General features: G+C 71.1%; 21 protein-coding genes and 3 tRNA genes. 12 read left to right on the top strand and 12 right to left on the bottom strand.

Going from position 1 to position 24,337, the window contains the following annotated elements; translation table 11 throughout:
* The 3 genes from E1295_RS36415 to E1295_RS36405 all read right to left on the bottom strand — a co-directional run.
* Nucleotides 1-763 (bottom strand): carbohydrate ABC transporter permease (locus E1295_RS36415; RefSeq protein ID WP_220449068.1); only part of this gene is annotated, 763 nt, incomplete at its 3' end.
* Nucleotides 760-1,836 (bottom strand): LacI family DNA-binding transcriptional regulator, encoded by a 1,077-nt coding sequence (locus E1295_RS36410; protein WP_132637849.1) that lies wholly within the window; start codon nucleotides 1,834-1,836, stop codon nucleotides 760-762. The genes E1295_RS36410 and E1295_RS36415, both read right to left, overlap by 4 nt.
* Before the next feature lie 159 nt (nucleotides 1,837-1,995).
* The gene (locus E1295_RS36405; protein WP_281284793.1) at nucleotides 1,996-3,252 is read right to left on the bottom strand and encodes an MFS transporter; all 1,257 of its coding nucleotides are present in this window, start codon (nucleotides 3,250-3,252) and stop codon (nucleotides 1,996-1,998) included.
* A 22-nt stretch (nucleotides 3,253-3,274) separates the two neighbouring features.
* Between E1295_RS36405 and E1295_RS36400 the strand changes: the two genes are divergently transcribed.
* Together E1295_RS36400 and mihF are read left to right on the top strand one after the other, a co-directional pair.
* Entirely contained in the window at nucleotides 3,275-4,528 is a 1,254-nt protein-coding gene (locus E1295_RS36400) for an ROK family protein (RefSeq protein ID WP_132637845.1), read from the top strand.
* A gap of 606 nt (nucleotides 4,529-5,134) precedes the next feature.
* Entirely contained in the window at nucleotides 5,135-5,440 is a 306-nt protein-coding gene (gene mihF, locus E1295_RS36395; RefSeq protein WP_043641121.1) for an integration host factor, actinobacterial type, read from the top strand.
* Between the two features lie 159 nt (nucleotides 5,441-5,599).
* On the opposite strand, the gene E1295_RS36390 is transcribed toward mihF, so the two are convergent.
* Together E1295_RS36390 and E1295_RS36385 are read right to left on the bottom strand one after the other, a co-directional pair.
* Nucleotides 5,600-6,247: a response regulator transcription factor gene (locus E1295_RS36390; RefSeq protein WP_132637843.1), complete on the bottom strand. Its 648-nt coding sequence runs from the start codon at nucleotides 6,245-6,247 to the stop codon at nucleotides 5,600-5,602.
* Nucleotides 6,238-7,485, bottom strand: a complete 1,248-nt coding sequence (locus tag E1295_RS36385; RefSeq protein WP_132637841.1) for a sensor histidine kinase — start codon at nucleotides 7,483-7,485, stop codon at nucleotides 6,238-6,240. The genes E1295_RS36390 and E1295_RS36385 overlap by 10 nt, the downstream gene beginning before the upstream one ends.
* A 185-nt stretch (nucleotides 7,486-7,670) precedes the next feature.
* Here E1295_RS36385 and E1295_RS36380 point away from each other — a divergent pair, with 185 nt between their 5' ends.
* From E1295_RS36380 to E1295_RS36365, 4 genes are all read left to right on the top strand, one after another.
* Entirely contained in the window at nucleotides 7,671-8,951 is a 1,281-nt protein-coding gene (locus tag E1295_RS36380; RefSeq protein ID WP_132637839.1) for an acyltransferase family protein, read from the top strand.
* Between the two features lie 46 nt (nucleotides 8,952-8,997).
* The gene (locus E1295_RS36375; RefSeq protein ID WP_132637837.1) at nucleotides 8,998-9,549 is read left to right on the top strand and encodes a GNAT family N-acetyltransferase; all 552 of its coding nucleotides are present in this window, start codon (nucleotides 8,998-9,000) and stop codon (nucleotides 9,547-9,549) included.
* Nucleotides 9,546-12,053, top strand: a complete 2,508-nt coding sequence (locus E1295_RS36370) for a DEAD/DEAH box helicase (protein ID WP_132637835.1) — start codon at nucleotides 9,546-9,548, stop codon at nucleotides 12,051-12,053. The genes E1295_RS36375 and E1295_RS36370 overlap by 4 nt, the downstream gene beginning before the upstream one ends.
* Before the next feature lie 303 nt (nucleotides 12,054-12,356).
* Entirely contained in the window at nucleotides 12,357-12,860 is a 504-nt protein-coding gene (locus E1295_RS36365; protein WP_132637833.1) for a DUF2087 domain-containing protein, read from the top strand.
* On the opposite strand, the gene E1295_RS36360 is transcribed toward E1295_RS36365, so the two are convergent.
* On the bottom strand, nucleotides 12,827-13,759 hold the full coding sequence (locus E1295_RS36360) for a helix-turn-helix domain-containing protein (protein WP_220449067.1): 933 nt from the start codon (nucleotides 13,757-13,759) through the stop codon (nucleotides 12,827-12,829). The two genes, E1295_RS36365 and E1295_RS36360, sit on opposite strands and share 34 nt — an antisense overlap.
* A 41-nt stretch (nucleotides 13,760-13,800) precedes the next feature.
* Here E1295_RS36360 and E1295_RS36355 point away from each other — a divergent pair, with 41 nt between their 5' ends.
* Entirely contained in the window at nucleotides 13,801-14,580 is a 780-nt protein-coding gene (locus E1295_RS36355; RefSeq protein WP_132637829.1) for a phytanoyl-CoA dioxygenase family protein, read from the top strand.
* 18 nt (nucleotides 14,581-14,598) lie between these two features.
* Here the strand turns inward: E1295_RS36355 and dusB are convergent, their stop codons facing one another.
* The gene (gene dusB / locus E1295_RS36350) at nucleotides 14,599-15,708 is read right to left on the bottom strand and encodes a tRNA dihydrouridine synthase DusB (RefSeq protein WP_246080768.1); all 1,110 of its coding nucleotides are present in this window, start codon (nucleotides 15,706-15,708) and stop codon (nucleotides 14,599-14,601) included.
* A gap of 187 nt (nucleotides 15,709-15,895) precedes the next feature.
* Here dusB and E1295_RS36345 point away from each other — a divergent pair, with 187 nt between their 5' ends.
* The 4 genes from E1295_RS36345 (at nucleotide 15,896) to E1295_RS36330 (ending at nucleotide 16,821) form a co-directional block, all read left to right on the top strand.
* Nucleotides 15,896-16,570 carry an ACT domain-containing protein gene (locus E1295_RS36345; protein ID WP_181958099.1) on the top strand — a complete coding sequence of 225 codons (675 nt, stop codon included), beginning with the start codon at nucleotides 15,896-15,898 and terminating at the stop codon, nucleotides 16,568-16,570.
* Nucleotides 16,571-16,585: 15 nt separating this feature from the next.
* Nucleotides 16,586-16,657: transfer RNA gene (locus tag E1295_RS36340), tRNA-Gly, on the top strand.
* A gap of 14 nt (nucleotides 16,658-16,671) precedes the next feature.
* A tRNA-Cys gene (locus E1295_RS36335) sits at nucleotides 16,672-16,745 on the top strand.
* Between the two features lies 1 nt (nucleotide 16,746).
* Nucleotides 16,747-16,821 (top strand) — tRNA-Val (locus tag E1295_RS36330).
* Nucleotides 16,822-16,885: 64 nt separating this feature from the next.
* Here E1295_RS36330 and E1295_RS36325 read toward each other — a convergent pair.
* The 4 genes from E1295_RS36325 to E1295_RS36310 all read right to left on the bottom strand — a co-directional run bounded on the left by E1295_RS36325 (nucleotide 16,886) and on the right by E1295_RS36310 (nucleotide 21,383).
* Nucleotides 16,886-18,223, bottom strand: coding sequence for an APC family permease (locus tag E1295_RS36325; protein WP_132637827.1), 1,338 nt, complete (start codon nucleotides 18,221-18,223; stop codon nucleotides 16,886-16,888).
* Nucleotides 18,224-18,298: 75 nt separating this feature from the next.
* Entirely contained in the window at nucleotides 18,299-19,132 is an 834-nt protein-coding gene (locus tag E1295_RS36320; RefSeq protein WP_132637825.1) for a carbohydrate ABC transporter permease, read from the bottom strand.
* Nucleotides 19,129-20,052, bottom strand: coding sequence for a carbohydrate ABC transporter permease (locus tag E1295_RS36315; protein WP_132637823.1), 924 nt, complete (start codon nucleotides 20,050-20,052; stop codon nucleotides 19,129-19,131). The genes E1295_RS36320 and E1295_RS36315 overlap by 4 nt, the downstream gene beginning before the upstream one ends.
* Nucleotides 20,049-21,383, bottom strand: a complete 1,335-nt coding sequence (locus E1295_RS36310; protein WP_132637821.1) for an extracellular solute-binding protein — start codon at nucleotides 21,381-21,383, stop codon at nucleotides 20,049-20,051. The genes E1295_RS36315 and E1295_RS36310 overlap by 4 nt, the downstream gene beginning before the upstream one ends.
* Before the next feature lie 322 nt (nucleotides 21,384-21,705).
* Between E1295_RS36310 and arfA the strand changes: the two genes are divergently transcribed.
* Nucleotides 21,706-23,196 carry an arabinosylfuranosidase ArfA gene (arfA, locus tag E1295_RS36305; protein WP_132637819.1) on the top strand — a complete coding sequence of 497 codons (1,491 nt, stop codon included), beginning with the start codon at nucleotides 21,706-21,708 and terminating at the stop codon, nucleotides 23,194-23,196.
* Nucleotides 23,197-23,199: 3 nt separating this feature from the next.
* On the opposite strand, the gene E1295_RS36300 is transcribed toward arfA, so the two are convergent.
* Nucleotides 23,200-24,213: a LacI family DNA-binding transcriptional regulator gene (locus tag E1295_RS36300; RefSeq protein WP_425465381.1), complete on the bottom strand. Its 1,014-nt coding sequence runs from the start codon at nucleotides 24,211-24,213 to the stop codon at nucleotides 23,200-23,202.
* Nucleotides 24,214-24,337 lie beyond the last annotated feature (124 nt).

Genomic DNA, 24,337 nt, shown 5'->3' with positions numbered 1-24,337 from the left:
CGCCCGGCCCACCCTGCGTGAGCACGTAGACGAGGCCGAACTGGTTGATGTTCCACACGAAGTCGAGTGACGTGATCGCCACGATCACGGGTCTCAGCTGCGGCAGCGTGATGTTCCAGAAGCGCCGCCAGCGGCCCGCGCCGTCCATCTCGCCGGCTTCGTAGAGCTCCTTGGGCACGTTCTGCAGGCCGGCCAGCAACACGATCGTGGTCTGCGGCATGCCGGTCCACACGCCGACCACGATGATCGCGGGCAGCGCGAGCGAGAAGTCGGCCAGCCAGTTGACCTCCGTGCCGAGCAGGTCGTTCAGTATGCCGGCGTCCGGATGGTAGACGAGCTTCCACATCAGGCCGATGACCACGGGCGGCATCGCCCACGGCACCACGGCGAGCACCCTGGCCACGCCCCTGAAGCGCAGGTTCTGGTTGAGCAGCAGGGCCAGGCCCAGCGCGGCCACGAACTGCAGCACGGTCACGGAGACCGCCCAGATGGCGCCGATCCTGAACGAGGCCCAGAAGTCGTCGTCGGCGAGCAGGTCGGTGAAGTTCTCCAGGCCGACGAAGCTCGTCTCGTGCACCCGCGTGTTGCGGGCGTCGGTGAAGGCCAGGCCGATGCCGTACAACAGCGGGCCGACGCTGAACAGCAGCACCGGCACCAGCGCGGGCAACATCAGCAGCCACATCTCGCGCGTCCGGCGCGAGGTGGGGCGGCGCCTCGCGCGCGGTCCGCGCAGCGGCGCCGGTTTCGTCACGGTCGCCGTCACGCGCCGCCCTCCTTGCCTTCGGTACGTCCCGCGCCGCCGTGCCCGGCGCCATGCCCACCGCCGGCCTGCGGCGTTCCCGCCGTGCTGGCGCGGACCACGAGCCGGGGCGGCACGGTGACCACCCGCGGCTCGCGGTCGCCGCCCTGCAGCCGGTCGAGCAGCAGCTCGGCGGCGGCCTTGCCGCGCTCGGCCGAACCGAGCGAGACGCTGGACAACGCCGGCCACGAGGCCGCGGCCAGGTCGGTGTCGTCCATGCCGACCACCGCGACGTCGCCGGGCACCTGTTTGCCCGCCGCGCGCAGCACGTCGAGCGCGCCGAGCGCGATCAGGTCGTTGGCGCACATCAGCGCGTCCACGTCGGGAACCCTCTCCAGCAGCTCCGCCACCGCGCGGCCCCCTTCCGCGCGGTAGAAGTCGCCGATCCGCACGAGGTCCTCGTCGTAGGGCAGGCCGAGGTCGGCGAGCGCCTCCCGGTACGCGGCGCCGCGGGCGGCTCCCGGCACGGTGTCGAGCGGGCCGTTGATCATGCCGATCCTGCGGCGGCCGAGCGCGTAGAGGTGGTCGATCGCCAGCCGCACGCCGGTGCGGGAGTCGGCGCGTACGTTGTCGACCGGCGTGCCCTCGGGCACCGAGCCGATGATCACGACGGGTGCCCTGGCGGCGGCCAGCATCTCGAGGTGCTGCCCGGTGACCCGCAGCGGGCTCATGATGAGCCCGTCCACGTATCTCTCGCCGAGACTGTGCAGGACGTCGATCTCGTCGGCCACGACGGCGTCGGTGGAGTGCAGCACGAGCCGGTAGCCCGCCGCCTTCAGCACCGGCTGGATCTCGCGGAGCATGGCCAGGTAGGCGGGGTTGCCGACGTCGGCCATGGCGAAGGCCACCTGGTGGGTGCGGCGCGACTTGAGCGACCTGGCCACGGCGTTGCGCACGTAACCGAGCTCGTCGGCGGCGGCCATCACCTTGCGCACGGTCTCCTGCCTGGTCGGCAGGCCGTTGAGGACCCGCGAGACCGAGGCGATCGAGACGCCGGCACGCTCGGCGATCGTGTTGATCGTGGGTCCGTCGGCCACGGCTGTCCTTCCCGGTGGTGCAAACGATGACGACCACATTGCTGTAAACGTTTACCGTGTGCGCCACATGAAACCCGCACGCAACCCGCAGGTCAAGTCACGATCGCATAACACCAGGTCAGAGGCCGTTGCCGCAAATAGCTCGCCAAAAGGGCGAGATCAGTCCCGTGCGGGCTCCGGTTCCGGCGCGACGGCCGCTCCCTGACCGGACTCGGCGCCGGAGACCCTCAGCAGCGAACGGATCGCGGGCGCGCCCGCGAGCGCCACGACGGCGGCGAGGACCGTCGGGATGACGAGCGCGACCGGCAGCGAGAACGCCTCCGCCACGTAGCCGAGCACCGCGGGCCCCAGCAGCAGCCCGCTGTAGCCGAACGCGGTCACCATGGCCAGCGCCCGCCCGACCCGGTCGCCGACCGCTCCGACGGCGCTGAACAGCACCGGCACGACCGTGGCCAGCCCGACCCCGGCCAGCGCCCAGCCGGTCCACGCGCAGGCCACCTGGAGCGGCTCGGCGACCACGGGCGAGAGGAGGATCAGCACGTAGCCGACGGTGGCGAACAGCCCGGCGAGCTGGATGGTGCGCACGGAGCCGAGCCTCGCCCTGATCGGGTCGCCCAGCAGCCGGACGGTCGTCATGGCCACGGAGAACACCGTGTACGCCAGCGGCGCCATGGCGGGGTCGGTCGCCAGGACCGTACTCGCGTGCAACGCGGCCCAGTCGATGGCCGCGCCCTCGCTCAGGTGGCCGGCGAAGGCCGCCAGCCCGAGCACCGCGACGAGCCCCCACTTCAACCCGCCGCCCTTGTGCGCCCCCGGCTCCGGCGAGGCGTTCCCGGGCTGGTCGGGCAGCAGCAGCCGCGCCGCGGGCACGTACAGGAAGGGCACGACCAGCGCCGCCACGATCAGCAGCCACTGGGCATCCAGCCCTGCCTGCAGGACGAGCGAGGTGAGCCCGCCGCCGGCCGCGCCGCCCAGGCTCCAGGTGCCATGGAAGGCCGAGATGATCGGCCGGCCGTAGCGGCGTTCGACCTCGACGGAGTGGGCGTTCATGGAGACCTCGGTCACCCCCAGCCCGATCCCGAACACGATCGCCAGCACCACGAGGGCCTCGTACGAGGGCGCGAGGGCCGGGCCGAGCAGGACCAGCGCCGAGAACGGCCCGGCGAACCAGCACACCCGCCTGCTGGACCACCGGTCCACCAGGGACCCCGCCACCAGCATCGACGCCAGCGCCCCGCCGGAGATCAGCAGCAGGACGCTGCCCAGCCGGGCGAAGCCGAGGTCGAGCCGGTCGTTCAGGGACGGCAGCCCGGCCGCCCACAGACCCATGACGAAACCGCAGAGGATGAAAAATCCGAAAACTCCGGCACGAGCGCGCCTGGCTTCGAACTTTTGTACGGGGAGGCTTTTGTTCACGGCTAGAGCATAATATGTGTCCGTGAACGGAGCCACGACGAGCGGCGAACTTCGCGCGCACAACCGGGTCCGGCTGTTGCGCGCCGTGCACGACGGCGGAGCCACCAGCACCCGGTCGCACCTGACCCGAGAGCTTCGGCTGGCGAGGGGCACGGCGTCGGTGCTGGTCGCCGGGCTGGCCGAGGACGAGCTGCTGCACGAGGAGCCCGCCCAGGAGCACGGGCGGGGACGGCCGACCCAGGTGCCGGGCCCCCATCCGCGCGGGCCGCTGGCGCTGGCGGCGGACGTGCGCGAGGACGCATGGGAGCTCGCGGCGTGCGAGCTGGGCGGCCGCGTCACCGTCCTCGACGTACGCCCGCACGACGGCACTGCTGAGGGCGCGCTCGTGCCGCTGGGCGAGACGATCGCCGCCCACACCTCCCGGCTCGGGCACCGGGTCATCGGCGTCGGCGTCGCCCTGGCAGGACCGGTGCGGTTCGGTGGCCTGGCCGACATCGCCCACCTCGGGTGGCGCTCGGTGGACGTCCCGGCCCTCCTCGGCCTGCCCCTTCGCCCCGCCCACGGCGCGGGCGGCGGCGGGGCGACGCTCGGGAACGACACCGCGTTCGCGGCGCTGGCCGAGGCGCGGCGGGGCCGGCTGCGCGACGTGCGGGTGGGGCTGCACCTGCACGTGGACTTCGACCTGGGCGGCGTGCTGGTCGTCGACGGGCGCCCGCTGGGCGGCGCGAGCGGCACCGGCGCCGAGTTCGGGCACATGCCGCTGGAGGGCGGCGACCGGCCCTGCATGTGCGGGGCGACCGGCTGCTGGGGCATGGATGTCGGGGCCAACGCGCTGCTGCGCCACGCCGGCCTCGAGTACGGCGGAGGGCGGGGGCGCGAGCAGGCCGAGCGGGTGCTGGCCACGAGCGAGCAGGCGGTGGCGGCCTGCGCCGCCGCGCTGGGCCGGGGCGTCGCCGCGCTCGTGAACGCCCACGACCCCGAGGTGGTGACCCTGTCGGGCCACGGTCCGGAGCTGGCCGAGCGGGCAGGTGAGACGCTGCTGCGGGCCTGCGAGCCGCGCCTCATGGCGATCCGCCGGGACCACCCGCCGAGGATCGAGGGGTCGGCGCTGGGCTGGCGCGGGGCGCTGCTGGGCGCCATGGAGTCGGTCTTCGACGTTTTCCTGACCCCCGAAGGGCTCGGAAGGTGGCGGGACAACCACCCTGACCAGGGTCGCGACACGCCCGGCAGGCGAAATGTGACGCATTCCACCCCGAAGGGCGATCAGCCGCCATAACGCGCCGCGCACCCGAACCGGTTTCCGATTGTGCACGTCCTCGCAGGCGGCCCCGTACGAGGAGATCCTCCGCCCAGCCGGAGCAGCGTGATCCGGGCGGCGGAACACGTGGACCGGGCACCCATGCCCGCCCCGGACGGGACGCCCGTCACCCGCGCGGTCGTGGACCGCGCCGCGCTCCCCGTCACCGTCGCGGACGCGGCGGGGCGCCAGGCGTCTTCGCAGCGTACGAGGGGTGCGGCGGCGTGCTCGCGCCGGGCGGCTCCCCTGCCGCGGCGAACCCGCGCGGCGGTGCCCCGGACCCGGCGGCATGGGCGGCTCCTGAGCGCGCGTTCCCCGGGCCCGCCGGCGGCCGGTCCGCCCGCCGCCGAGGTGGCATTCCGCTCCCGTGGGACTACGGTGAGGGAGAACGCGTGGTCAGCGGCATGGGGGTCGGTGAAGGCATGCTCGCGCGGCGTGTGGCGTGCCGGGAAGCGGCCGCGACGGGGTGGCAACCGGTTGAGCCGGGCGCTTTCCGCAACACGAACCGCTGGTATCCGCCATGATTAGCCACTGCACCACGGGTAACAGAACCCGAACGTAAAACTCCCCGAGGAGAGAACAGAAATGGCACTTCCCACCCTCACCCCCGAGCAGCGTCAAGCGGCTCTGGCCAAGGCGGCCGAGGCGCGTGCGGCTCGCACCGCCCTGCTGGCCAAGGTCAAGGCCGGCGAGCTGACGTTCGCCCAGTTGCTGGAGCGCGACGACGACATCGCGAAGAAGATCAAGGTCTCCCAGGCGCTGCGCGCCGTCAAGGGCGTCGGTCCGGCCAAGGCCACCGCGCTGATGGAGGAGGCGGGCGTCGACGAGAAGCGCCGTCTCGGCGGCCTGGGCGCCCAGCAGCGTAAGAAGCTGGTCGACGCGCTCGGCTGACCCCGAGCGGCCAGGTCCGCGCGCAGCGCCGCGCGGACCGGCCAGCCACCCCCTCAGCACGGCCTAGGAGGGACCGGAGAGCGGAGCCGCCCCGCTCGCCGGCGGGCCGGGGCCGAGGGGCCCCGCGGATCGAACAACGGAACCGGCGGCAGAAGAGGGTCAGGACCGCAGGTAGGTCAGCACAGCGAGCACCCGGCGATGCTGGTCGCTGTCCTCCGCGTAGAGGCCGAGCTTGCTGAAGATGCTCCTGATGTGCTTCTCCACGGCCCCGTCACTGATCACGAGCTGTCGCCCGATGGCCGGATTCGACTTCCCCTCGGCCATCAGCCCCAGCACCTCGCGCTCCCGCGGCGTGAGCTGTGCCAGCGGATCGTCCTTACGCCTGCGTACCATCAGCTGGGACACCACCTGCGGGTCGAAAACGGTGCCTCCGGCGGCCACCCGCCGCAGGCCCTCGAGGAACTCGTCGACGTCGACGACGCGGTCCTTCAGCAGGTAGCCCACCGCGCCGCGGGCGTCGGCCAGCAGGTCGTCGGCGTAGGAGACCTCCACATACTGCGACAGGATGAGCACGGGCGCCCCCGGCACCCTGCGCCGGGCCTCGACGGCCGCCCTGAGCCCCTCGTCGGTGAACGACGGCGGCATGCGCACGTCGACCACCGACACGTCGGGCTTGTGCTCGGCCACCGCCTCGACGAGGCCGGGCCCGTCACCGACGGCCGCCACCACCTCGCAGCCGAACTCTTCGAGCAGCCTGACCAGGCCCTCCCTGATCAGAACCGCGTCATCGGCCACGACTACGCGCACGGCACCTCCGCTACGATCGCTGTCGGCCCGCCGTCGGGCGAGTGGACCGTCAGCTCCCCGTCGACAGCGCGGAGCCGGTCGGCCAGCCCGGCGAGACCATGTCCTTTGGCGACGCTCGCGCCGCCGACACCATCATCGCCGATCGTGAGCATCAAACCATCACCGATACGGACGAGCTGGACCGTGCAGACGGTGGCGCGGCTGTGTTTGGCCACGTTCGTGAGGGCCTCGGCGCAGACGAAGTAGACGGCGTTCTCGACCGAGGCCTGATAGCGCTCGACCGTCTGCACGTCGAGGTCCACCGGAATCGTGCAGCGTCCGGCCAGGGCGGCGAGCGCGGGCGCGAGTCCGCGGTCCGACAGGATGGGCGGGGCGATGCCGCGCGACAGCGCGCGCAGTTCGTCGAGCGTCTCACGGGTGGCGCTGATCGCCGACTTGAGTGAGGTCTGCGCCGCCTCGGGATCCTTGGCGATCTGCCGCTGCACCCTGGACAGCTCCATGGCCAGCGAGACCAGCCGCTGCTGCGGGCCGTCGTGGATGTCGCGCTCCAGCTTGCGCAGCGCGTTGGCCTCGGCGGACACGGCGGCGGCGCGGCCCTCGGCCAGGTCGTCTATGCGTTCGTGCAGCTCCGCCACGGTCGTCAGCAGCGCCCGGCCGAGCCCGGCCCGCAGCAGCGCGGCCCCGCGCACCACGAACGGCAGGAGCAGCGTGAAGAACAGGCCGACGCCGACGTAGAAGACCGCGTTGACGAGGTAGCCGTCGCCGAGGCCGAGCAGTTCGGGCAGCTCCGTGTTGCCGGGGATCCGCGAGGTGATGATGCCGTACAGCGGCCACGTGAGCCCCGCCAGGGGGATCGCCCAGAAGACGACCGTCAGCACGAACGCCACGAGGGCGAACGGCAGGCTGATGATGCCGTGCAGCAGGTCGAGCCAGGACTGCCCGCTGGTCAACGGGTTGACCAGGCGGCGGAACCTACCCGCACCGGGCGGGGCCGGCTTGTAACGGGGCCGCACCGGGGGGCGTTTGAGCACGTCGGACAGCCAGCCGCGCTCCGCGTCGGCGAATCCCCGCGCCATCAGCAGCGTTCCGGCCAGGAGCGGCACGCCCAGCCACACCACCAGGGTGCCCGTGCTGGCGGCGAAGCCGGCGACCATGAGCACGAAACCGATGACGGTCGTCGGGAAGCCGACCAGCGTGTAGCGGGTGTCGAGGAGGACCCGCCTCATCAGGGAGCGCATGGCCCCCACGGTATTTCGTCCCCACGTCCCGGACGAGCGGGTGCGCCGGTGTCCGGGGGTAGGGCCAGCCCTACCGGCGCCGGTGGTGCGATCTCGACGTGGACAGGGCGGACGGCGGCAATGTGCGCGGAGGCCCCGGACGGAAGCCTTGAGTCATCCGTCCCCCGGCGAATCGAGGCTCCCCCATGACCGTCCTGCTGGACAGCCCCAACGCCGCGGCCACGACCACAGGGCCGCGCCGCGCGGCCGGCGTGCGCATGGCGGCGCGGGATCCGTTCATCGACCTCCTGCGCGTGTTCGGCATGGCGCTCATCGTGCTGCAGCACTGGACGATTCCCGTGCTGTCGTACGACGGCGTCCGGCTGACCACGGGCAACGCGCTGTCCACGCCGGGGGTGTGGGTGGTGACCTGGATCAGCCAGGTGATGCCGCTGGTGTTCTTCGCGGGCGGCGCGGCGAACGCGATCAGCTTCGGGCGGCGCCGCACGAGCGCGCCACAGTGGCTGGCGGTGCGGCTGCGCCGGCTGGCCTGGCCGCTGCTGCCGCTGGCCGCGGTGTGGATCCCGCTGCCGCACATCCTGCTCACGCTGGGCGTCCCCGCGCAGCCGCTCGACGTGGGCGCGAAGCTGACCGGGCAGCTGTTGTGGTTCCTCGCCGTCTACCTGATCGCCGTCACGGCGACGCCGTACGCGCTGGCCCTGCACGAGAGGTACGGCATGCGCGTCCCCGCCGCGTTGGCGGCCGGCGCGGTCCTGACGGACGTCGTACGTTTCTCCACCGGGCTCGACGCCCTCGGCTACCTGAACATCGTCTTCGTCTGGCTGGCCGTGCACCAGCTCGGCTTCCTCTACGCCGAGGGCCGGCTGCGCCACGCGTGGGCGCTGGCGGTGGCGGGCTTCGGAGCGGCGGCGCTGCTGGTGGCCCACGGCCCGTACCCGGGCAGCATGATCGGGCTTCCCGGCGCCGAGATGTCGAACATGGCTCCGCCCACCCTCGCCATGCTGGCCGTCTCCGCGGGGCAGATCGGGCTGGCCGTGCTGCTGCGGCCGTGGCTGCTGCGGCTGCGTACGGGCCGGCTGCTGGACTGGGCGGGGCCGCGCATCATGACGGTGTACCTGTGGCACATGCCGGCCCTGTTCGCCGTCACCGGCGTCGTGGTGGTCCTGCTGGGCATCGGCACGCCGGCGCCGGGCAGCGCGCTCTGGTTCGCGGGATGGCCGCTCTGGTTCGGGCTGCTGTGCCTGGTGCTGTGGCCGCTGCTGAAGGGGTTCGCCAGGTTCGAGACGCCGCCCAGGCTGCCGTACGGCGAGGCGGGCTGGGGCACCGTGCTCGGGGCGACCGGGCTGGTCGGCGCGGGGGTGCTGATCCTCACCGTGGGCGGGTTCGCGCCCGGAGGCGGCCCGTTCCTCGCGGTGGTCGCACTGCTCGGCGGGCTGCTGATGACGGCGCCGCGCGCGAGGACGTGAGGGCGGGGAAACACGGGTGTAACGCGCGGGTGCCCAGAATGGGGGCATGACGAAGGTGCGAGCCCTCTCCGATGCCGACCTGCCCGCCGTCGCCGGCATCTACGCGCACTACGTGACGGACAGCGTGGCCACGTTCGACGAGACGCCGCCGTCGTCGGACGACTGGCGGGCGAAGGCGGCCGGCATCACGGGGGCCGGGCTGCCGTTCCTCGTGGCCGACGTGGACGGCCAGGTAGCCGGCTACGCCTACCTCGCCCCCTACCGTCCCAAGCCCGCCTACCGGCACACCGTCGAGGACACGATCTACCTCGCCCCCGGCATGACCGGGCGCGGGCTCGGCCGGCTGCTGCTCGGCGAGCTGCTCGACGCGGCGCGCCGGACGCACGTCCGCCGCGTCGTGGCGGTGATCGCCGACTCGGGCGACCCGTCGTCGGCGCGGCTGCACGAGGCGTACGGCTTCGCCGAGGCGGGCCGGCTGCGGGGCGTGGGCTTCAAGCACGGGCGCTGGATCGACACCGTCCTGTTCCAGCTCGACCTGGAGATTCGGCCTGATCGGGGCGCAGCCGGTTCGACCATCGGGCAAACTTCGGCAGGATAGAGGGCGTGAGCCTACTCGTTGACCGCCTGCCAGATGACATCGACGCCGATCCCGACGCCATCTTCGACGCGTTCGCCGCCTGGAACACCGAGCGGGGGCTCACCCTCTATCCCGCCCAGGAGGAGGCGCTCATCGAGGTCGTCTCCGGCAGCAACCTGATCCTGGCCACGCCGACGGGTTCGGGAAAGTCGCTGGTCGCCGCCGGCGCCCACTTCACCGCGCTGACCCGTGACCTGCGCACGTTCTACACGGCGCCCATCAAGGCGCTGGTGTCGGAGAAGTTCTTCGACCTGTGCGCCGTCTTCGGCACCGAGAACGTCGGCATGATGACCGGCGACGCGAGCGTCAACCCCGGCGCGCCCATCATCTGCTGCACGGCCGAGATCCTGGCCAACGTGGCGCTGCGCGACGGTGCCGCGGCCGACATCGGCCAGGTCGTCATGGACGAGTTCCACTTCTACGCCGAGCCCGACCGCGGGTGGGCGTGGCAGGTGCCGCTGCTGGAGCTGCCCAACGTGCAGTTCATCCTGATGTCGGCCACGCTCGGCGACGTGTCGATGTTCGAGCGCGACCTGACCCGGCGCACCGGGCGGCCCACGTCCGTGGTCAAGCACTCCGAGCGGCCGGTGCCGCTGGTCTACTCCTACCGGATGACCCCGCTGCACGAGACGCTTGAGGAGATGCTCAGCACCGGCCAGGCGCCGGTCTACGTGGTGCACTTCACGCAGGCCGCGGCCATGGAGCGGGCCCAGGCCCTGATGTCGATCAACATGGCGACGAAGGCCGAGAAGGAGGCCATCGCCACGATGATCGGCGGTTTCCGGTTCACCACCCGGTTCGGGCGTGCCCTGTCGCGGCTGGTCCGCCACGGCATCGGCGTGCACCACGCGGGCATGCTGCCGAAATACCGGCGGCTGGTGGAGCGGCTCGCGCAGGCGGGGCTGCTGAAGGTCATCTGCGGCACCGACACGCTGGGCGTCGGCGTCAACGTGCCGATCAGGACGGTGTTGTTCACGGCGCTGTCGAAGTACGACGGCAACAAGGTGCGCCGGCTGCGCGCCCGCGAGTTCCACCAGATCGCCGGGCGGGCGGGCCGCGCGGGCTTCGACACGATCGGCTACGTCGCCTGCCAGGCGCCCGAGCACGACATCGAGAACGCCAAGGCGCTGGCCAAGATCGGCGACGACCCGAAGCGGCGGCGCGGCTACGCCCGCAAGAAGCCGCCCGAGGGCTTCGTCGGCTGGAGCGAGGACACGTTCGTCAAGCTCCAGGAGGCCGAGCCCGAGCCGCTCAACTCGCGTTTCAAGGTCAGCAACGCCATGCTCCTCGCCGTGATCAACCGGCCGGGCGACTGCTTCCAGGCGATGAAGCACCTGCTGACCGACAACCACGAGGATCGCAAGTGGCAGCGGCGGCACATCAGCCAGGCCATCGCGATCTACCGCTCGCTGCTGGCCGGCGGCATCGTCGAGCAGTTCGCCGAGCCGGACGAGCAGGGCAGGCGGGCCCGGCTGACGATCGAGCTGCAGGAGGACTTCGCGCTCAACCAGGCGCTGTCGACGTTCGCGCTGGCCGCGTTCGACCTGCTCGACCGCGAGTCCCCGTCCTACGCGCTCGACGTGGTCTCGATCGTGGAGTCGATTCTCGACGACCCGCGCCAGATCCTGTCCGCGCAGCTGAAGAAGGCGAGGGGCGAGGCCGTCGCGCAGATGAAGGCCGACGGCATCGAATATGAGGAGCGGATGGAGCAGCTGGCCGAGGTCATGTATCCGATGCCGCTGGACGACCTGCTGCTCGGCGCGTACGAGACCTACCGGCGCGGCCATCCGTGGGTGGGCGACTACACGGTCAGCCCGAAGTCCGTGGTGCGCGACATGTACGAGCGGGCCATGACGTTCGCCGAGTACATCCAGTTCTACGAGCTGGCCCGCTCCGAGGGCACGGTGCTGCGCTACCTGGCCGACGCCTACCGCACCCTGTCGCGCACGGTGCCCGAGCATCTCAAGACCGACGACCTGGTCGACCTGATCGAGTGGCTCGGCGAGCTGGTCCGCCAGGTCGACTCGTCGCTGATCGACGAGTGGGAGAAGCTGACCAACCCGGCCGCGGTGCTGGAGCAGCAGAACCAGCTCGAAGCCACGGTGCGCCCGGTCACCGCCAACCCGCGGGCGTTCAGGGTGCTGGTACGCAACGCCATGTTCCGGCTGGTCGAGCTCTGCGCCATCGAGAAGGAGGACGAGCTGGAGGAGCTCGCCCCCGACGTCGACTGGGGCGCGGCGCTGGACGCCTACTACGACGACCACGAGGAGATCCTCACCGACGCCGACGCCCGCGGGCCCGCGCTGCTGCGCATCGAGGAGGAGAACGGGTTGTGGAAGGTGCGGCAGACGATCAGGGATCCGGCCGGCGACGGTGACTGGGGCATCGACGCCCAGGTCGACCTGGCCGCCTCCGACGAGGAGGGCCGGGCGGTGCTCCACGTGATCGGGCTCAACCGGCTCTGATCCCCGTCGGGGTCGCCGACGATCCCCGGCCAGGTGCTCGCCGGATCCGGGCGGCGGGGCGCGGGAGCTTCCGGCTCTGAGGAGGACCTGGCCCGATCTCGCATCGTGCGGCGGGCCGGTCTCAGAAAAGCGACAAGCCCTGTGCCGGAACGGACTGGCAAGGGCGCCCCGGCACAGGCCTGTCGATTAAGTGTCCGGCTCGGAGCGTCGAGGTCGTGTCATCACCATGTCTCAAGATCGAGACATTTCGTGACATGTGCGGTTACAGTGAGTCAGGAAGCCGCGCACTGACTATAGGACAAAATGGGTCGGGTGAACGACCAAGACCTCCGGCGCGTCCTCGGGCTGCTCGCCCAGGACGACACTCTGCGCGCCTTCGCCGCCCTCGTGCTCGGGCTCCCCGGCGACCGCTCACCCAAGACGCTGCACAAACTGGCCACCGGCGGCCTGGCCACCCGCGACGAGGACGGCAAGTGGCAGGCCACACCCGAGCGCTTCCGCGAGCTGCTGCGCGCCCACGCCGCACCGGCGGAGGAGCTCGACCCGGAGGAGCGGGTGCTACGGACGTTCCTGGTGGACGGGCGGCTGACGACCACGACGATGCGCCGGGACAAACGGCTGGTCGTGCTCCGGTACATCGCCGGCGTGTTCGAGCCGGGGGTGCGTTATCCGGAGAAGGACGTCAACGTGGCCCTGCGCGCCTTCCACGACGACCACGCGGCGCTGCGCCGCTACCTGGTGGACGAGGGCCTGCTGTCCAGGGAGGGCAACGTCTACTGGCGCAGCGGCGGCCCGGTCGACGTCTGAGCGGGCCCCCGCTCCCGCACCCTGGCGCGATAGTCGCGGGGCGGCATCCCGAACTCCCTGCCGAAGGCCCTGCTGAAGTGGAACGGGCTGACGAAGCCGCACGCCAGCGCCACCTGGCCGACGTCCAGGTCGGTCACCTCCAGCAGGCTCGCCGCGTGGACGGCCCGTGCCCGGCGTACCACCCGCATGGGAGTCCGGCCGGTCACCTCGGCGAACAGGTGGGCGAAGCGGGAGGGCGAGAGCGCGACGGCGCGGGCCAGCGAGGCCACCGAGTGCGGGGCGCCGGGCTCGGCCTCGATGATCGCCAGGGCCCGGCGTACGCGCGCGTCGCCTTCCTCGCCCGTACGCCTGCCTTCGGGGCGGGCGGACGCGGCGGCCAGCACCAGCACCTCCTCGACGGCACCCAGCACCAGCTCCCGCGCCGGCCCGCCCACGGCGAGCGCCGGAACCCGCGCCTCCCCCAGCGCCTCGGTCGGCGGGGTGAGACCGGGTGTCCAGCGGGCGTCCTGGAGCGCCCGCTGGAGCGCCTGGCCGATGCGCCCGTGCACGGACGGCGGCACCCCGGCGACCCGATGGCAGCCGTCGCCCTCCGCGTACGCCGCCAGCCACGCCGTCCAGCCCGGCCGCGGCTGGAAGTGCACCCACCAGAACCGCCACCGTTGCGCCCCCGCCCGTACCCGGTAGTGCTGCGTCACCCCCGACGCCAGCACCGCGAGATCCCCCGCGCCCACCGCGAACGACGTACCGCCCTGTTCGACGAGCCCCTCTCCCGCCTCCGTCCACATCAGCAGCCAGCTCGGTGACCCGGTGGGACGGCGGGTCGCGTAGCCGGGCGGTTTGTCGTAGTGGCCCACGATCAACAGCTCGGCAGCAGGAACAGACAGGTCCGCAGCGGTCATAGGCATACCGTCCCACGAACGTGCCGCCTAGCGTGAGATCCATGAGGCTCAACGACTTCCACGACCAGGGGTTCATGCTGGTTCCCACCCTCCTCTCGGGGGAGGAGGTGGCCGAACTGCGCGACGAGTTCATGGCGCTGCACGCCAGAGGACCGATCCCCGGCCACTTCACCCCGCGGTCGCAGGAGCCCGGCCGTCCGCACGACATCCTTCGCGACTATCCGCGCATCATGCATCCGCACCAGGTGAACGACGTGGCCCTGCGGTTCCTGCTCGACGCGCGTATCGCCGCGATACTGCGCGACCTGCTGGGCGAGGAGCCGATAGCAGCCCAGAGCATGTTCTACTTCAAGCCGCCCGGTGCCAGGGGCCAGGCCCTGCACCAGGACAACTTCTACCTCCGCGTCGAGCCGGGAACGTGCGTGGCCGCCTGGGTGGCGCTCGACCGCGTGGACCGGGCGAACGGCGGCCTGGAGGTCGTGCCGGGGACGCACCTGATGGACCTGTTCTGCCCGGAGGAGGCCGACGAGGGCAGCTCGTTCACCAGGGAGTACGTGCCGCCGCCGCCCGGCCTCGAACGGGTGCCGGTCGACATGGACCCCGGCGACGTGCTGTTCTTCAACGGCAGCCTGGTGCACGGCTCGGAGCCCAACAGCACGAGCGACCGGTTCAGACGCAGCTTCATCTGCCATTACGTCGGCCGCTCGGCCGAACGCATCGCCGAGTACTATCCGACGCTCACGATGTCGGGTGAGCGTGTACGGCTGCAGCCCGCCGTGGGCGGCGGCCCCTGCGGCACCGAGGTCACCGGCCCGCATTGAGCGCCCGCACGCGGCGGCTCATCCGCCCGAAATGTCGGACTCCGCCTCTTCCGGCACCACGGAGTCCCACGGATCGTCCAGCCACCCCTCAGGAAGCAGCACCTTGGACCGCTCACCCGACTTCCCGCGCGGCGTGTCGGTGTTGGGCGGCCACGGCTGGTCCTGCTCCAGCCTGGCCAGCCCCGCGCGCAGCTCGTCGAGCGAGCTCGCCGTGGCCAGCTCGCGCCGCAGCTCGCTCCCGACCGTGAAGCCCTTGAGATACCACCCGACGTGCTTGCGGAAGTCGGCCACCGCGTAGCGCTCGATGTCGAAGACCCTGGTCAGCCCCTCTGCGTGCCGGGACATCGTCGCGGCCACCTCGCCGAGCGCCGGCCTGACCCGCTCGGGGCTGCCGTTGAAGGCGTTTTCCAGGTCCTTGAACAACCACGGCCGGCCGAGGCAGCCGCGCCCGACGACCACGCCGTCGCAGCCGGTGCGCGCCACCATGCGCAGCGCGTCGCCGGCCGACCAGATGTCGCCGTTGCCCAGCACGGGGATCTCGGGCACGGCCTCCTTGAGCCGCGCGATGGCCGCCCAGTCGGCCGCGCCCCCGTAGTGCTGGCGGGCCGTGCGGGCGTGCAGGGCGATCGCGGCGAGCCCCTCCCCGGCCGCGATCCGCCCCGCGTCGAGGTAGGTCAGGTGGTCGTCGTCGATGCCCTTGCGCATCTTCATCGTCACGGGCAGCGCGCCGGCGTTCGCGACCGCCTGACGCAGGATCCGCCGCAGCAGATTCCGTTTGTACGGCAGCGCGGACCCGCCCCCGCGCCTGGTCACCTTGGGCACCGGGCAGCCGAAGTTGAGATCGACGTGGTCGGCGAGGCCCTCCTCGGCGATCATCCGGACCGCCCGGCCGACGGTGGCGGGGTCGACGCCGTAGAGCTGGATGCTCCTGGGCCGCTCGGACTCGGCGAACCGGATCATCCTGAGCGTCTTGGGGTTGCGCTCGACCAGGGCCCGCGTCGTGATCATCTCGGACACGAACAGCCCCGCGCCCTGCTCCCGGCACAACACCCGGAACGGCGCGTTGGTGATGCCCGCCATGGGGGCGAGCACCACCGGCGGCCACACCTCGATCGGCCCAATCTTCACCCGCTCAGTTGTAGCGCAGGTCAGGCCGCGAGCGGTATTCGCCCATGAGTGTGACCTCCGTGGTGGTCGCCGGTGGCGTGCCGGGTCTCGGCTGTTCCGGCCGTCGGCGAGGCGCCGGCGAAAGCGGCGATCTCCCCGTTCTTCACCGATAAACTGGGAACCGGCATCTTCATGCGAGGGGACACGGATGCTTCTTCGAGTGCGCCTGGTGCTGCCCGACCGGCCGGGTTCCCTGGCCCAGGTGACGAGGGTCCTGGGGGCGGCGGGGGCCGACATCACCCAGGTGACCGTGCTCGATCGGGGCGCCGGGCGGGCCGTCGACGACATCACGATCTTCAATCCGGCGGGCACGCCCAGGCAGGATCTGGTCAAGAGCCTGGAAGGCGTCGAGGGCGTGACGGTCGAAGGGGTCTGGACCACCCGGGAGGCTCCCGGCACCTACCCCGAGCTGGAGATACTCAAATACATCACCACGGCGGGCGACCGGGCGCTGACCACGCTCGTCGATTCGCTCCCCGTGCTGTTCAGCGCCGACTGGGCGGCCACGACGACGGCCGATCAGCGGGTGGTCTACGCGAGCTGGCGCGCTCCCGAGGAGCCGCCCGCCATGCCGGCCGGCCTTCCGGCCCGCCCGATCGCCCTGACCCTCGACGACGGCGTGCACGTCGTCCACGCCCCGCTGCCGCCTCTGGCGCTCTCCCTGGTGCTGGCCCGCTCCGAGGGCCCCTCCTTCCACCGCATCGAGGTGCACCGCCTGACGCGGATCCTGGAGATCTTCTTCACCCTGCCCGCGACCGAGCGCAGCATGGTCCGGCTGCTTCACGACGAAGGGCCGGAAGCATCCGGTCGAAAAACCCGCTAGAGTTGGTGCAGCAACGCGGAAGTGGCTCAGTGGTAGAGCATCACCTTGCCAAGGTGAGGGTCGCGGGTTCGAATCCCGTCTTCCGCTCGGAGTTCTGGCTCGGTGGCGTGGCCGAGAGGCGAGGCAGCGGCCTGCAAAGCCGTCCACACGGGTTCAAATCCCGTCGCCACCTCCATGGACGATTAGCTCAGCGGGAGAGCGCTTCCCTGACACGGAAGAGGTCACTGGTTCAATCCCAGTATCGTCCACCATCGACGAGCGAACCCCGGCTCGCGGCCTGCGCCGCAGCCGGGGTTCGTGCGTTCCCCGCCGTGCCTAGGATTCGCTCTGGCGGCGCACCACCAGCCAGTTGATCACCCACAGCAGCAGCCCGATGCCCAGGAGCACGCCGGCCCGGATGTAGACCTCGGCGGGCCGGCCGGTCAGCGGGCTGGCCAGGATGAAGGCCAGCACGGCGCCGACCACCGGCAGGACCGTGGGCGTGCGGTAGTGGGAGTGCTCCACCCGGTCCTTGCGCAGCACGAGCACGGCCACGTTGACGACGGTGAAGACGCACAGCAGCAGGAACGCGGTCGTGTCGCCGAGCCCCGCGATCTCTCCCGTGGAGATGAGCGCGATGGCCAGCGCGGTGGTGAAGATGATGCCGATCACCGGCGTGCGCCGGCGCGGGTCGACCCAGCCGAGACGGCGCGGCACCACCCGCTCGTTCGCCAGTCCGTACACGAGCCGGGACGCCATCATCATGTTGATCAGGGCCGAGTTGGCGACGGCGAAGATGGCGATCGCGGCGAACAACTGCGGCGGGAAGGCGAGCCCGCCGGCCCTCACCACCTCGAGCAGCGGGCCGGACGACTGTTCCAGCACCTCGGGCCTGACGAGCAGCGACGAGGTGATGGCCACGAGGATGTAGACGATGCTGGTGATCGTCACACCGAGGAAGATCGCCCGGGGGAAGTTCCGTGCGGGGTCCTGCGTCTCCTCGGCCATGTTCACCGAGTCCTCGAAGCCCACGAACGCGAAGAAGGCCAGGGCGGTGCTGCCGAGCAGGGCGTACATCAGCCCGCCCGCCTGCTCGGTGTTGATCTCGACCAGCCTCGACGGCTCCCCCGCACCCGTGAACACGGTGTACACGCCGATCGCGATGATCACCAGCAGGCCGGTGAGCTCGATCAGGGTGAACACGATGTTGGTCTTCACCGACTCGGAGACGCCCCGGTAGTTCAGCGCCGCGACGGCGACGATGAAGACGATGCCGACGACCACGCTCGGCAGCGTGAAGAACGCCTCCAGGTAGTCGCCGCCGATCGCGCGGGCCGCCGCGCTGGCCGAGGTGAGGCCGGAGCACATCACCGCGAACGCGACCATGAACGTGAAGAAGGGCCTCTTGAAGGCCTTCTGGGTGTAGAGCGCGGCGCCTGCCGCCTTGGGGTATTTCGTCACCAGTTCGACGTACGACATCGCGGTGAGCATCGCGATGACGAAGCCGATCAGGAAGGGCAGCCACAGGGCGCCGCCGATCTGACCGGCCACGGTGCCGGTCAGGGCGTAGACGCCGGTGCCCAGGATGTCACCGATGATGAACAGGATGAGAAGCTTGGGGCCGATAGCCCGCTTGAGGGAAACGTGGCCGGCCTCGGGTGCGGCGCCTGTCATGGCAACAATGTTCCCCGATCACGGTTTCTGACACCGGGCTTCACTACCCGCAGCGGCCGAGCCGTGACAGCCCGGTCACTGCCCGGCCAGGCCGCTGTGGGCGACGCCGCGTACGATCTGCCGCTGGAACAGCACGAAGACGACGAGCAGCGGCAGCCCGGCCAGCACCACCGAGGCCATGATCTGCGCGTACCGCAGGCCGAAGGTTCCCTGCACGACGTTGGCAAGGCCCACCGGCAGGGTCATGGTGTTCGGGTCGGTGGAGACGAGGAACGGCCAGAGGAAGTTGTTCCAGGTGTTGATGAACGTGAAGATCGACACGGCGGCCAGCACGGGCCGGGACAGCGGCAGCACGATCGTGAAGAACACCCGCCACCGCCCGGCCCCGTCCACGAACGCGGCCTGCTCCAGCTCCGGCGGCACGTCCTGGAAGAACTTGAACAGGATGAAGACGATCAGCGGGGCGGCCACCTGCGGCAGGATGATCGCCCACCAGGTGTCGACCAGCCCGAAGGCGACCATCTCGGCGAACAGCGGCGCGATGAGCACCTGCGGCGGCACCATGATGCCGGCCAGGATCAGCGCCAGCAGCACCCGCTGCCCCTTGAACTGGGTGCGGGCGAACCCGTACGCCGCCATGGCCGAGAACAGCACGGTCATGAACGTGACGATGACCGCGGTGACGGTGGAGTTGACGGCCCACTTGAGGATGCCGCCGGTCTCCAGGACCAGCGCGTACGAGTCGAGGGTGATCTCGCTGCCGAACCACCGCAGCGGGGTCACCGTGGTCTCGTCCTCGGGTTTGAGCGACGTGGCCACCGCCCAGGCGACGGGAGCGAGCCAGATCGCCGCCAGCACGAGCGCGACCAGCAGCAGGACGATCTGGCTCACGCTGAACCGCTTGCTCACGACGCGACCTCCTCGCGCTTGCGGAACAGCCGGAGCTGCGCCAGGGAGACGATGACGATCAGGACGAACAGGATGTAGGAGACGGCCGAGGCGTAGCCGATGCGGTAGCCGGTGAAGCCGACGTCGTAGGCGTACTCGATGATGGGCCGGGTGGAGTCCTCGGGGCCGCCGCCGGTCATCAGGTAGATCTGGTCGAAGACCTTGAGCGAGGCGACCAGCTGCAGCACCACGATGAGCGCGGTCGTACGGCTGAGCAGCGGGAGCGTGATGGAGCGCAGTTTGTCCCAGGCCGTGGCGCCGTCGATCGAAGCGGCCTCGTACAGATGGTGCGGGATGGCCTGCAGGGCGGCCAGGTAGAGCAGGAAGTTGAAGCCGACCGTCCACCAGACCGTGGTCAGCACGACCGACCACATGGCCGTGGACGGGTCGCCGAGCCACAGGACGTCGGTGCCGAGCGTGCCGTTGAGCAGCCCGTAGTCGGGCGGGTAGATCATCTGCAGCCAGAGGATCGACACCACGGCGGACGGCAGCAGGAACGGCCCGAAGAACGACAGCCGCCACAACCACTGCATGAAGCGCAGGTGGTGCACGAGCAGCGCGAACGCCAGCCCGAGCAGCACCAGCGGGATCGTGCTGAGCACGGTGAAGACCAGGGTGTTCCACAACGAGCGCCACATGCGGGGGTCGCCGAAGGCCTCGGCGTAGTTGGCGAACCCGACGAGGTGGTCGTTGCCGCCGGCGATGTTGACGCTCGACAGGCTCATCCGGAAGCCGAGCAGCGTCGGCCAGACCAGGAAGACCACGTAGACCAGCAGGAACGGGGCCACGAACAGCAGCCCGTGCTGCGTCCAGCCGCGCCGGACCTTGGCCCTGGCGGCGGGCCCGGAGGAGGCCGCGGGAGCCGCGACGGTGGTGGTCATGGGCGCTCCTCGTCAGGGAAGGGGTTCGGGGCGGCCAGCAGCCGCCGCAGCGAGGCCCTGGCCGCGGCCAGGCCGTCCTCCGGCGTACGTTCACCGCTGATGACGGGGGAGAACGCCTCGCCGAACTCGATCCACAACCGTGACGCGGAGCCCGCGAACCACACCTGGGGATCGAGCGCGACCTCGGTGACGACCGAGCGGTACTCCGACTGCGGGTCCAGCGCGAGGTATTCGGGCAGTTCCAGGGTCGGCAGGTACGCGGGCACGTGGCCGGCCACGGCCCAGTCGGCGCTGTTCTTGACGAGGTAGGCGATGAACTCGTACGTGGCGCGCTCGACCTCGGGATCGCGGTCGCGCTGGTGCGGCAGGACGAAGGCGTGGCAGTCGGCCTGCGCCGAGCCGGTGCCGAAGACGGCGGGGAAGCGGGTCATGCTGAACGGCGTCCCGCGCTCCTTGAGCCCGGTGGTCTCCCAGTCGCCGTTCCACAGGAAGGCGGCCTGGCCGTTGGTGAAGTTGGCCACGGAGGCGCCGTAGTCGGTGCGCCAGTCGCACAACCCCTCCTTGCCGAGCCGCTGCATGAACCGCAGTACTTCGAGCGCCTTGGCGTCGTCGATGGTGATCGTGGTGCCGTCGTCGGACAGCAGAGTGCCGCCGCTCTGCGGGTACAGCGACCACCACACGCGCCACGGCCCGACCGTGCCGAGGCCGAGCGCGTCGAAGGCGAGCGGCGGCCTTCCGCCCATCACCTCCTTGGCCTTCGTCAGCTGCTCCACCAGCTCGTCGACGCCGGTGGTAGGCCGCAGTTCGCCGTCGGAGCCGAGCAGCCCGGCCTTGCCGCAGATGTCGGTGTTGTAGTACTGAACCATCGGGTGGGCGTCGAACGGGATGGCGTACAGGACGCCGTCGATGTGGGCCCGCTCCCAGATCGGCGGGCTGAAGTCGGAGCCTCGCAGGCCGACCTCCGCCAGCAGGCGCTCGTTGACGGGGTCGAGGATCTGGCCGGCCCCGATCCCGGCGAGCCTGGCCAGGTGGAAGGTGGCCAGATCGGGCGATCGCCCGCCGGAGCCCGCCATGGCGATCTTCGTGTAGTACGGCTCGCCCCAGGCGAGCACGTTCTCCTCGACGAAGATCTCCGGGGCTTGCGCGGCGAACGCGTTCACCATGTTGTTCATGATGATGCCGTCGCTCGCGCCCATGAAGTGCCAGTACTGGACCCGGGTCTGGGAGGAGCCCAGTCCTACGGGGATGGCGCAGCCGGAGGCGGCGGCGCCGAGCAGGGCGAGGCTGCCGCCGAGGAGATGCCGGCGCGAGATGTCGGGGGGACCGTGCACAGTGGCCTCTTCCTACCGTGCCGATGATCGGCCGTACTCGCTGATGTTCTCGTTAACAACAGGGGATTCAGGGCAGCCGCGAACCAAGGTGCCGCACCGCGGCGCAGACGAGGGTGGCGATCCGCCGGGTTGCGGAGGTCGCCGCGCAGACCCCGGTTTCTGTGGGGTTACCCGAGTGTCAGCAGGAACACCTGGCGTGTCAAGGCCTCGCGGAAAACGCTTCCCAAGACGGGAGGAGCGAGCCCGGCCCCCTTGACCCCACCCGCTGATAACGCTAACAATCTCAAGCGACGTCACGCCCGCGACACCAGGAGTCCTCTCCGTGCACCAGGCAGAACTCACGCTCGATCCCGCGTTCAAGGTGGCTCCGGTACGCCGGCGCACCTTCGGCACGTTCGTCGAACACCTCGGGCGATGCGTCTACACCGGGATCTACGAGCCGGACCACCCCGAGGCCGACGGCGACGGCTTCCGCCGCGACGTGCTCGACCTGACCAGGGAGCTCGGCGTGTCAACCGTCCGCTACCCCGGCGGCAACTTCGTCTCCGGCTACCGGTGGGAGGACGGCATCGGCCCGGTCGCCGAGCGGCCGCGCCGGCTCGACCTGGCCTGGCACAGCACAGAGACGAACGAGGTCGGCGTCGACGAGTTCGTGCGCTGGTGCCGCAAGGCCGGTGTGGAGCCCATGATGGCGCTCAACCTCGGCACCCGCGGCATCGCCGAGGCCCTCGACCTGCTCGAATACTGCAACCACCCGTCCGGCACCACGCTGTCGGACCTGCGCGTCGCCAACGGCTCGAAGGAACCGCACGGCATCAGGATGTGGTGCCTCGGCAACGAGATGGACGGCCCCTGGCAGACCGGCCACAAGACGGCCCGCGAATACGGGCGGCTGGCGGCGGAGACCGCCCGCGCGATGCGCACGATGGACAGGAGCCTGGAGCTGGTGGCCTGCGGCAGCTCGGGTTCGAGCATGCCGACCTTCGGCGCGTGGGAGGCCACGGTGCTGGAGGAGACGTACGACGTGGTCGACTACGTCTCCTGCCACGCCTACTACGAGGAGAAGGACGGCGACCTCGGCAGCTTCCTGGCCTGCTCGACCGACATGGAGTACTTCATCTCCTCGGTCGTGGCCACCGCCGACCACGTGGGGGCACGGCTGAAGTCGCGCAAGCGCATCGACGTCTCCTTCGACGAGTGGAACGTCTGGTACCTGTCGCGTTTCCAGAACGCCGAGCCGCCCGAGGACTGGCCGGTCGCGCCGCCGCTGCTGGAGGACCACTACCACCTGGCCGACGCGGTGGCGTTCGGCGGGCTGCTGATCACGCTGCTGCGCAACAGCGACCGGGTGACGGCCGCGTCGCTGGCCCAGCTCGTGAACGTCATCGCACCGATCATGACGGAGCCCGGCGGGCGGGCCTGGCGCCAGACGACGTTCCATCCGTTCGCGCAGGCGTCCAGGTACGCGGCGGGCGACGTGCTGCGAGTCGAGCCGGTCTCGCCGTCGTACGAGACGAAGGAGTACGGCGAGGTGCCGCTGCTGCACGCCGTGGCCACGCACGCGGACGAGGGCACGACGCTGTTCGCGGTCAACCGCTCCACCGACGCGCCGCTGTCGCTGGCCATCGACACGCGGGCGCTCGGCGGGCGGCGCATCGTCGAGGCCACCACCCTGACCGACGACGACGTCTACGCCCGCAACACGGCCGACGCCCCCGACCGGATCGCGCCCAGGCCGAACCCCGACGTCGAGCACGACCCGGCCCGCGTCCTGCTGCCGCCGGTGTCGTGGAACGTGATCAGGCTGGCCTGAGGCTCATCCCGGGACGGCGCCGGTGCTCTCCCTGACGACGAGCTCCGGCTCGACCAGGCGCCGCCCCTCGGGGTCGGCGCCCGCCATCCGGTCGAGCAGCATGTGGAAGGCGAGCCGGCCGACCTCGCCGAAGTCCTGGCGTACGGTGGTCAGCGGCGGCCAGTAGTAGGCCGACTCGGGGATGTCGTCGAAGCCCGCCACGCTGACGTCCTCGGGCACCCGCCGCCCCGCCTCGCGCAGCGCCCGCAGCACGCCGAGCGCCATCTGGTCGTTGGCCACGAACACGGCGGTGAGCTCGGGCTCCTCGGCCAGGCCGCGGCCGAGCCGGTAGCCGGAGCGCGAGCTCCAGTCGCCGCGCACCACGTCGGGCACCGGCCGGCCGGCCTCCTCCAGCACCCCGCGCCAGCCCTCGATGCGGCCGTCGGCGTCGAGCCAGTCGGCCGGGCCCGCGACGTGCCAGACCGTGCGGTGGCCGAGGCTGAGCAGGTGCCTGGTCACGCGTACGGCTCCGGCCCGCTGGTCGACCTTGGCCACGGGCACGGGGGTGTCGTCGCCGGCGTCGACCGCCACGGCCGGCAGCTCGGGCGGCAGGTGCCGCAGCCCCTCGGAAGCCGACTCGTGCGGGGCGACGATGATCACGCCGTCGACGGCCTGGGCGCGCAGCCGCTGCACGCCCTCCTCCATCGACCTGCGGTTGAGCGAGCTGAGGCTGGCGATGCTGACGTTGTAGCCGGCGTTCCTCGCGGCCTGCTCGATGTAGTAGAGGGTGGTTGCGGGGCCGTAGAGGGTGGTGTCGATGCTGACCACGCCGAGCACGCCTGAGCGGCCGGTCACGAGCTGCCGGGCCGCCTGGTTGGGCCGGTAGTCGAGCTCCCTGACCGCGGCCAGCACCCGCGCACGGGTCTCGGCGCGCACCCGGTCGGGATCGTTGAGCACCCGCGAAACGGTCATGGCCGACACGCCCGCGAGCACCGCCACGTCCATGAGCACCGCAGGCCTGCCATTCCTGGATCTCACCGCGGCTCACCCCCTAGCGGTAACGCTAACAGGCGGAGGGGGCCCGCGCGCGACCGGTGGACGTCCTGTCCACCCCTGCGCAGGGGCGGGCAGGACGGCGGGCAGCCGGCGGGCAGGACAGCAG

It is taken from the genome of Nonomuraea mesophila (genome assembly GCF_004352805.1).
Classification (GTDB): Bacteria; Actinomycetota; Actinomycetes; order Streptosporangiales; family Streptosporangiaceae; genus Nonomuraea; species Nonomuraea longispora.
This window is presented reverse-complemented; position numbering and strand designations above follow the sequence as displayed.

Excerpts from the sequence above, each read along its gene's own strand:
- mihF (WP_043641121.1), top strand. The coding sequence starts at position 5,135 with ATGGCACTTCCCACCCTCACCCCCGAGCAGCGTCAAGCGGCTCTGGCC.
- E1295_RS36385 (WP_132637841.1), bottom strand. The coding sequence starts at position 7,485 with ATGCGCTCCCTGATGAGGCGGGTCCTCCTCGACACCCGCTACACGCTG.
- E1295_RS36380 (WP_132637839.1), top strand. The coding sequence starts at position 7,671 with ATGACCGTCCTGCTGGACAGCCCCAACGCCGCGGCCACGACCACAGGG.
- E1295_RS36375 (WP_132637837.1), top strand. The coding sequence starts at position 8,998 with ATGACGAAGGTGCGAGCCCTCTCCGATGCCGACCTGCCCGCCGTCGCC.
- E1295_RS36365 (WP_132637833.1), top strand. The coding sequence starts at position 12,357 with ATGGGTCGGGTGAACGACCAAGACCTCCGGCGCGTCCTCGGGCTGCTC.
- E1295_RS36360 (WP_220449067.1), bottom strand. The coding sequence starts at position 13,759 with ATGACCGCTGCGGACCTGTCTGTTCCTGCTGCCGAGCTGTTGATCGTG.
- E1295_RS36355 (WP_132637829.1), top strand. The coding sequence starts at position 13,801 with ATGAGGCTCAACGACTTCCACGACCAGGGGTTCATGCTGGTTCCCACC.
- E1295_RS36345 (WP_181958099.1), top strand. The coding sequence starts at position 15,896 with ATGCTTCTTCGAGTGCGCCTGGTGCTGCCCGACCGGCCGGGTTCCCTG.
- E1295_RS36325 (WP_132637827.1), bottom strand. The coding sequence starts at position 18,223 with ATGACAGGCGCCGCACCCGAGGCCGGCCACGTTTCCCTCAAGCGGGCT.
- E1295_RS36315 (WP_132637823.1), bottom strand. The coding sequence starts at position 20,052 with ATGACCACCACCGTCGCGGCTCCCGCGGCCTCCTCCGGGCCCGCCGCC.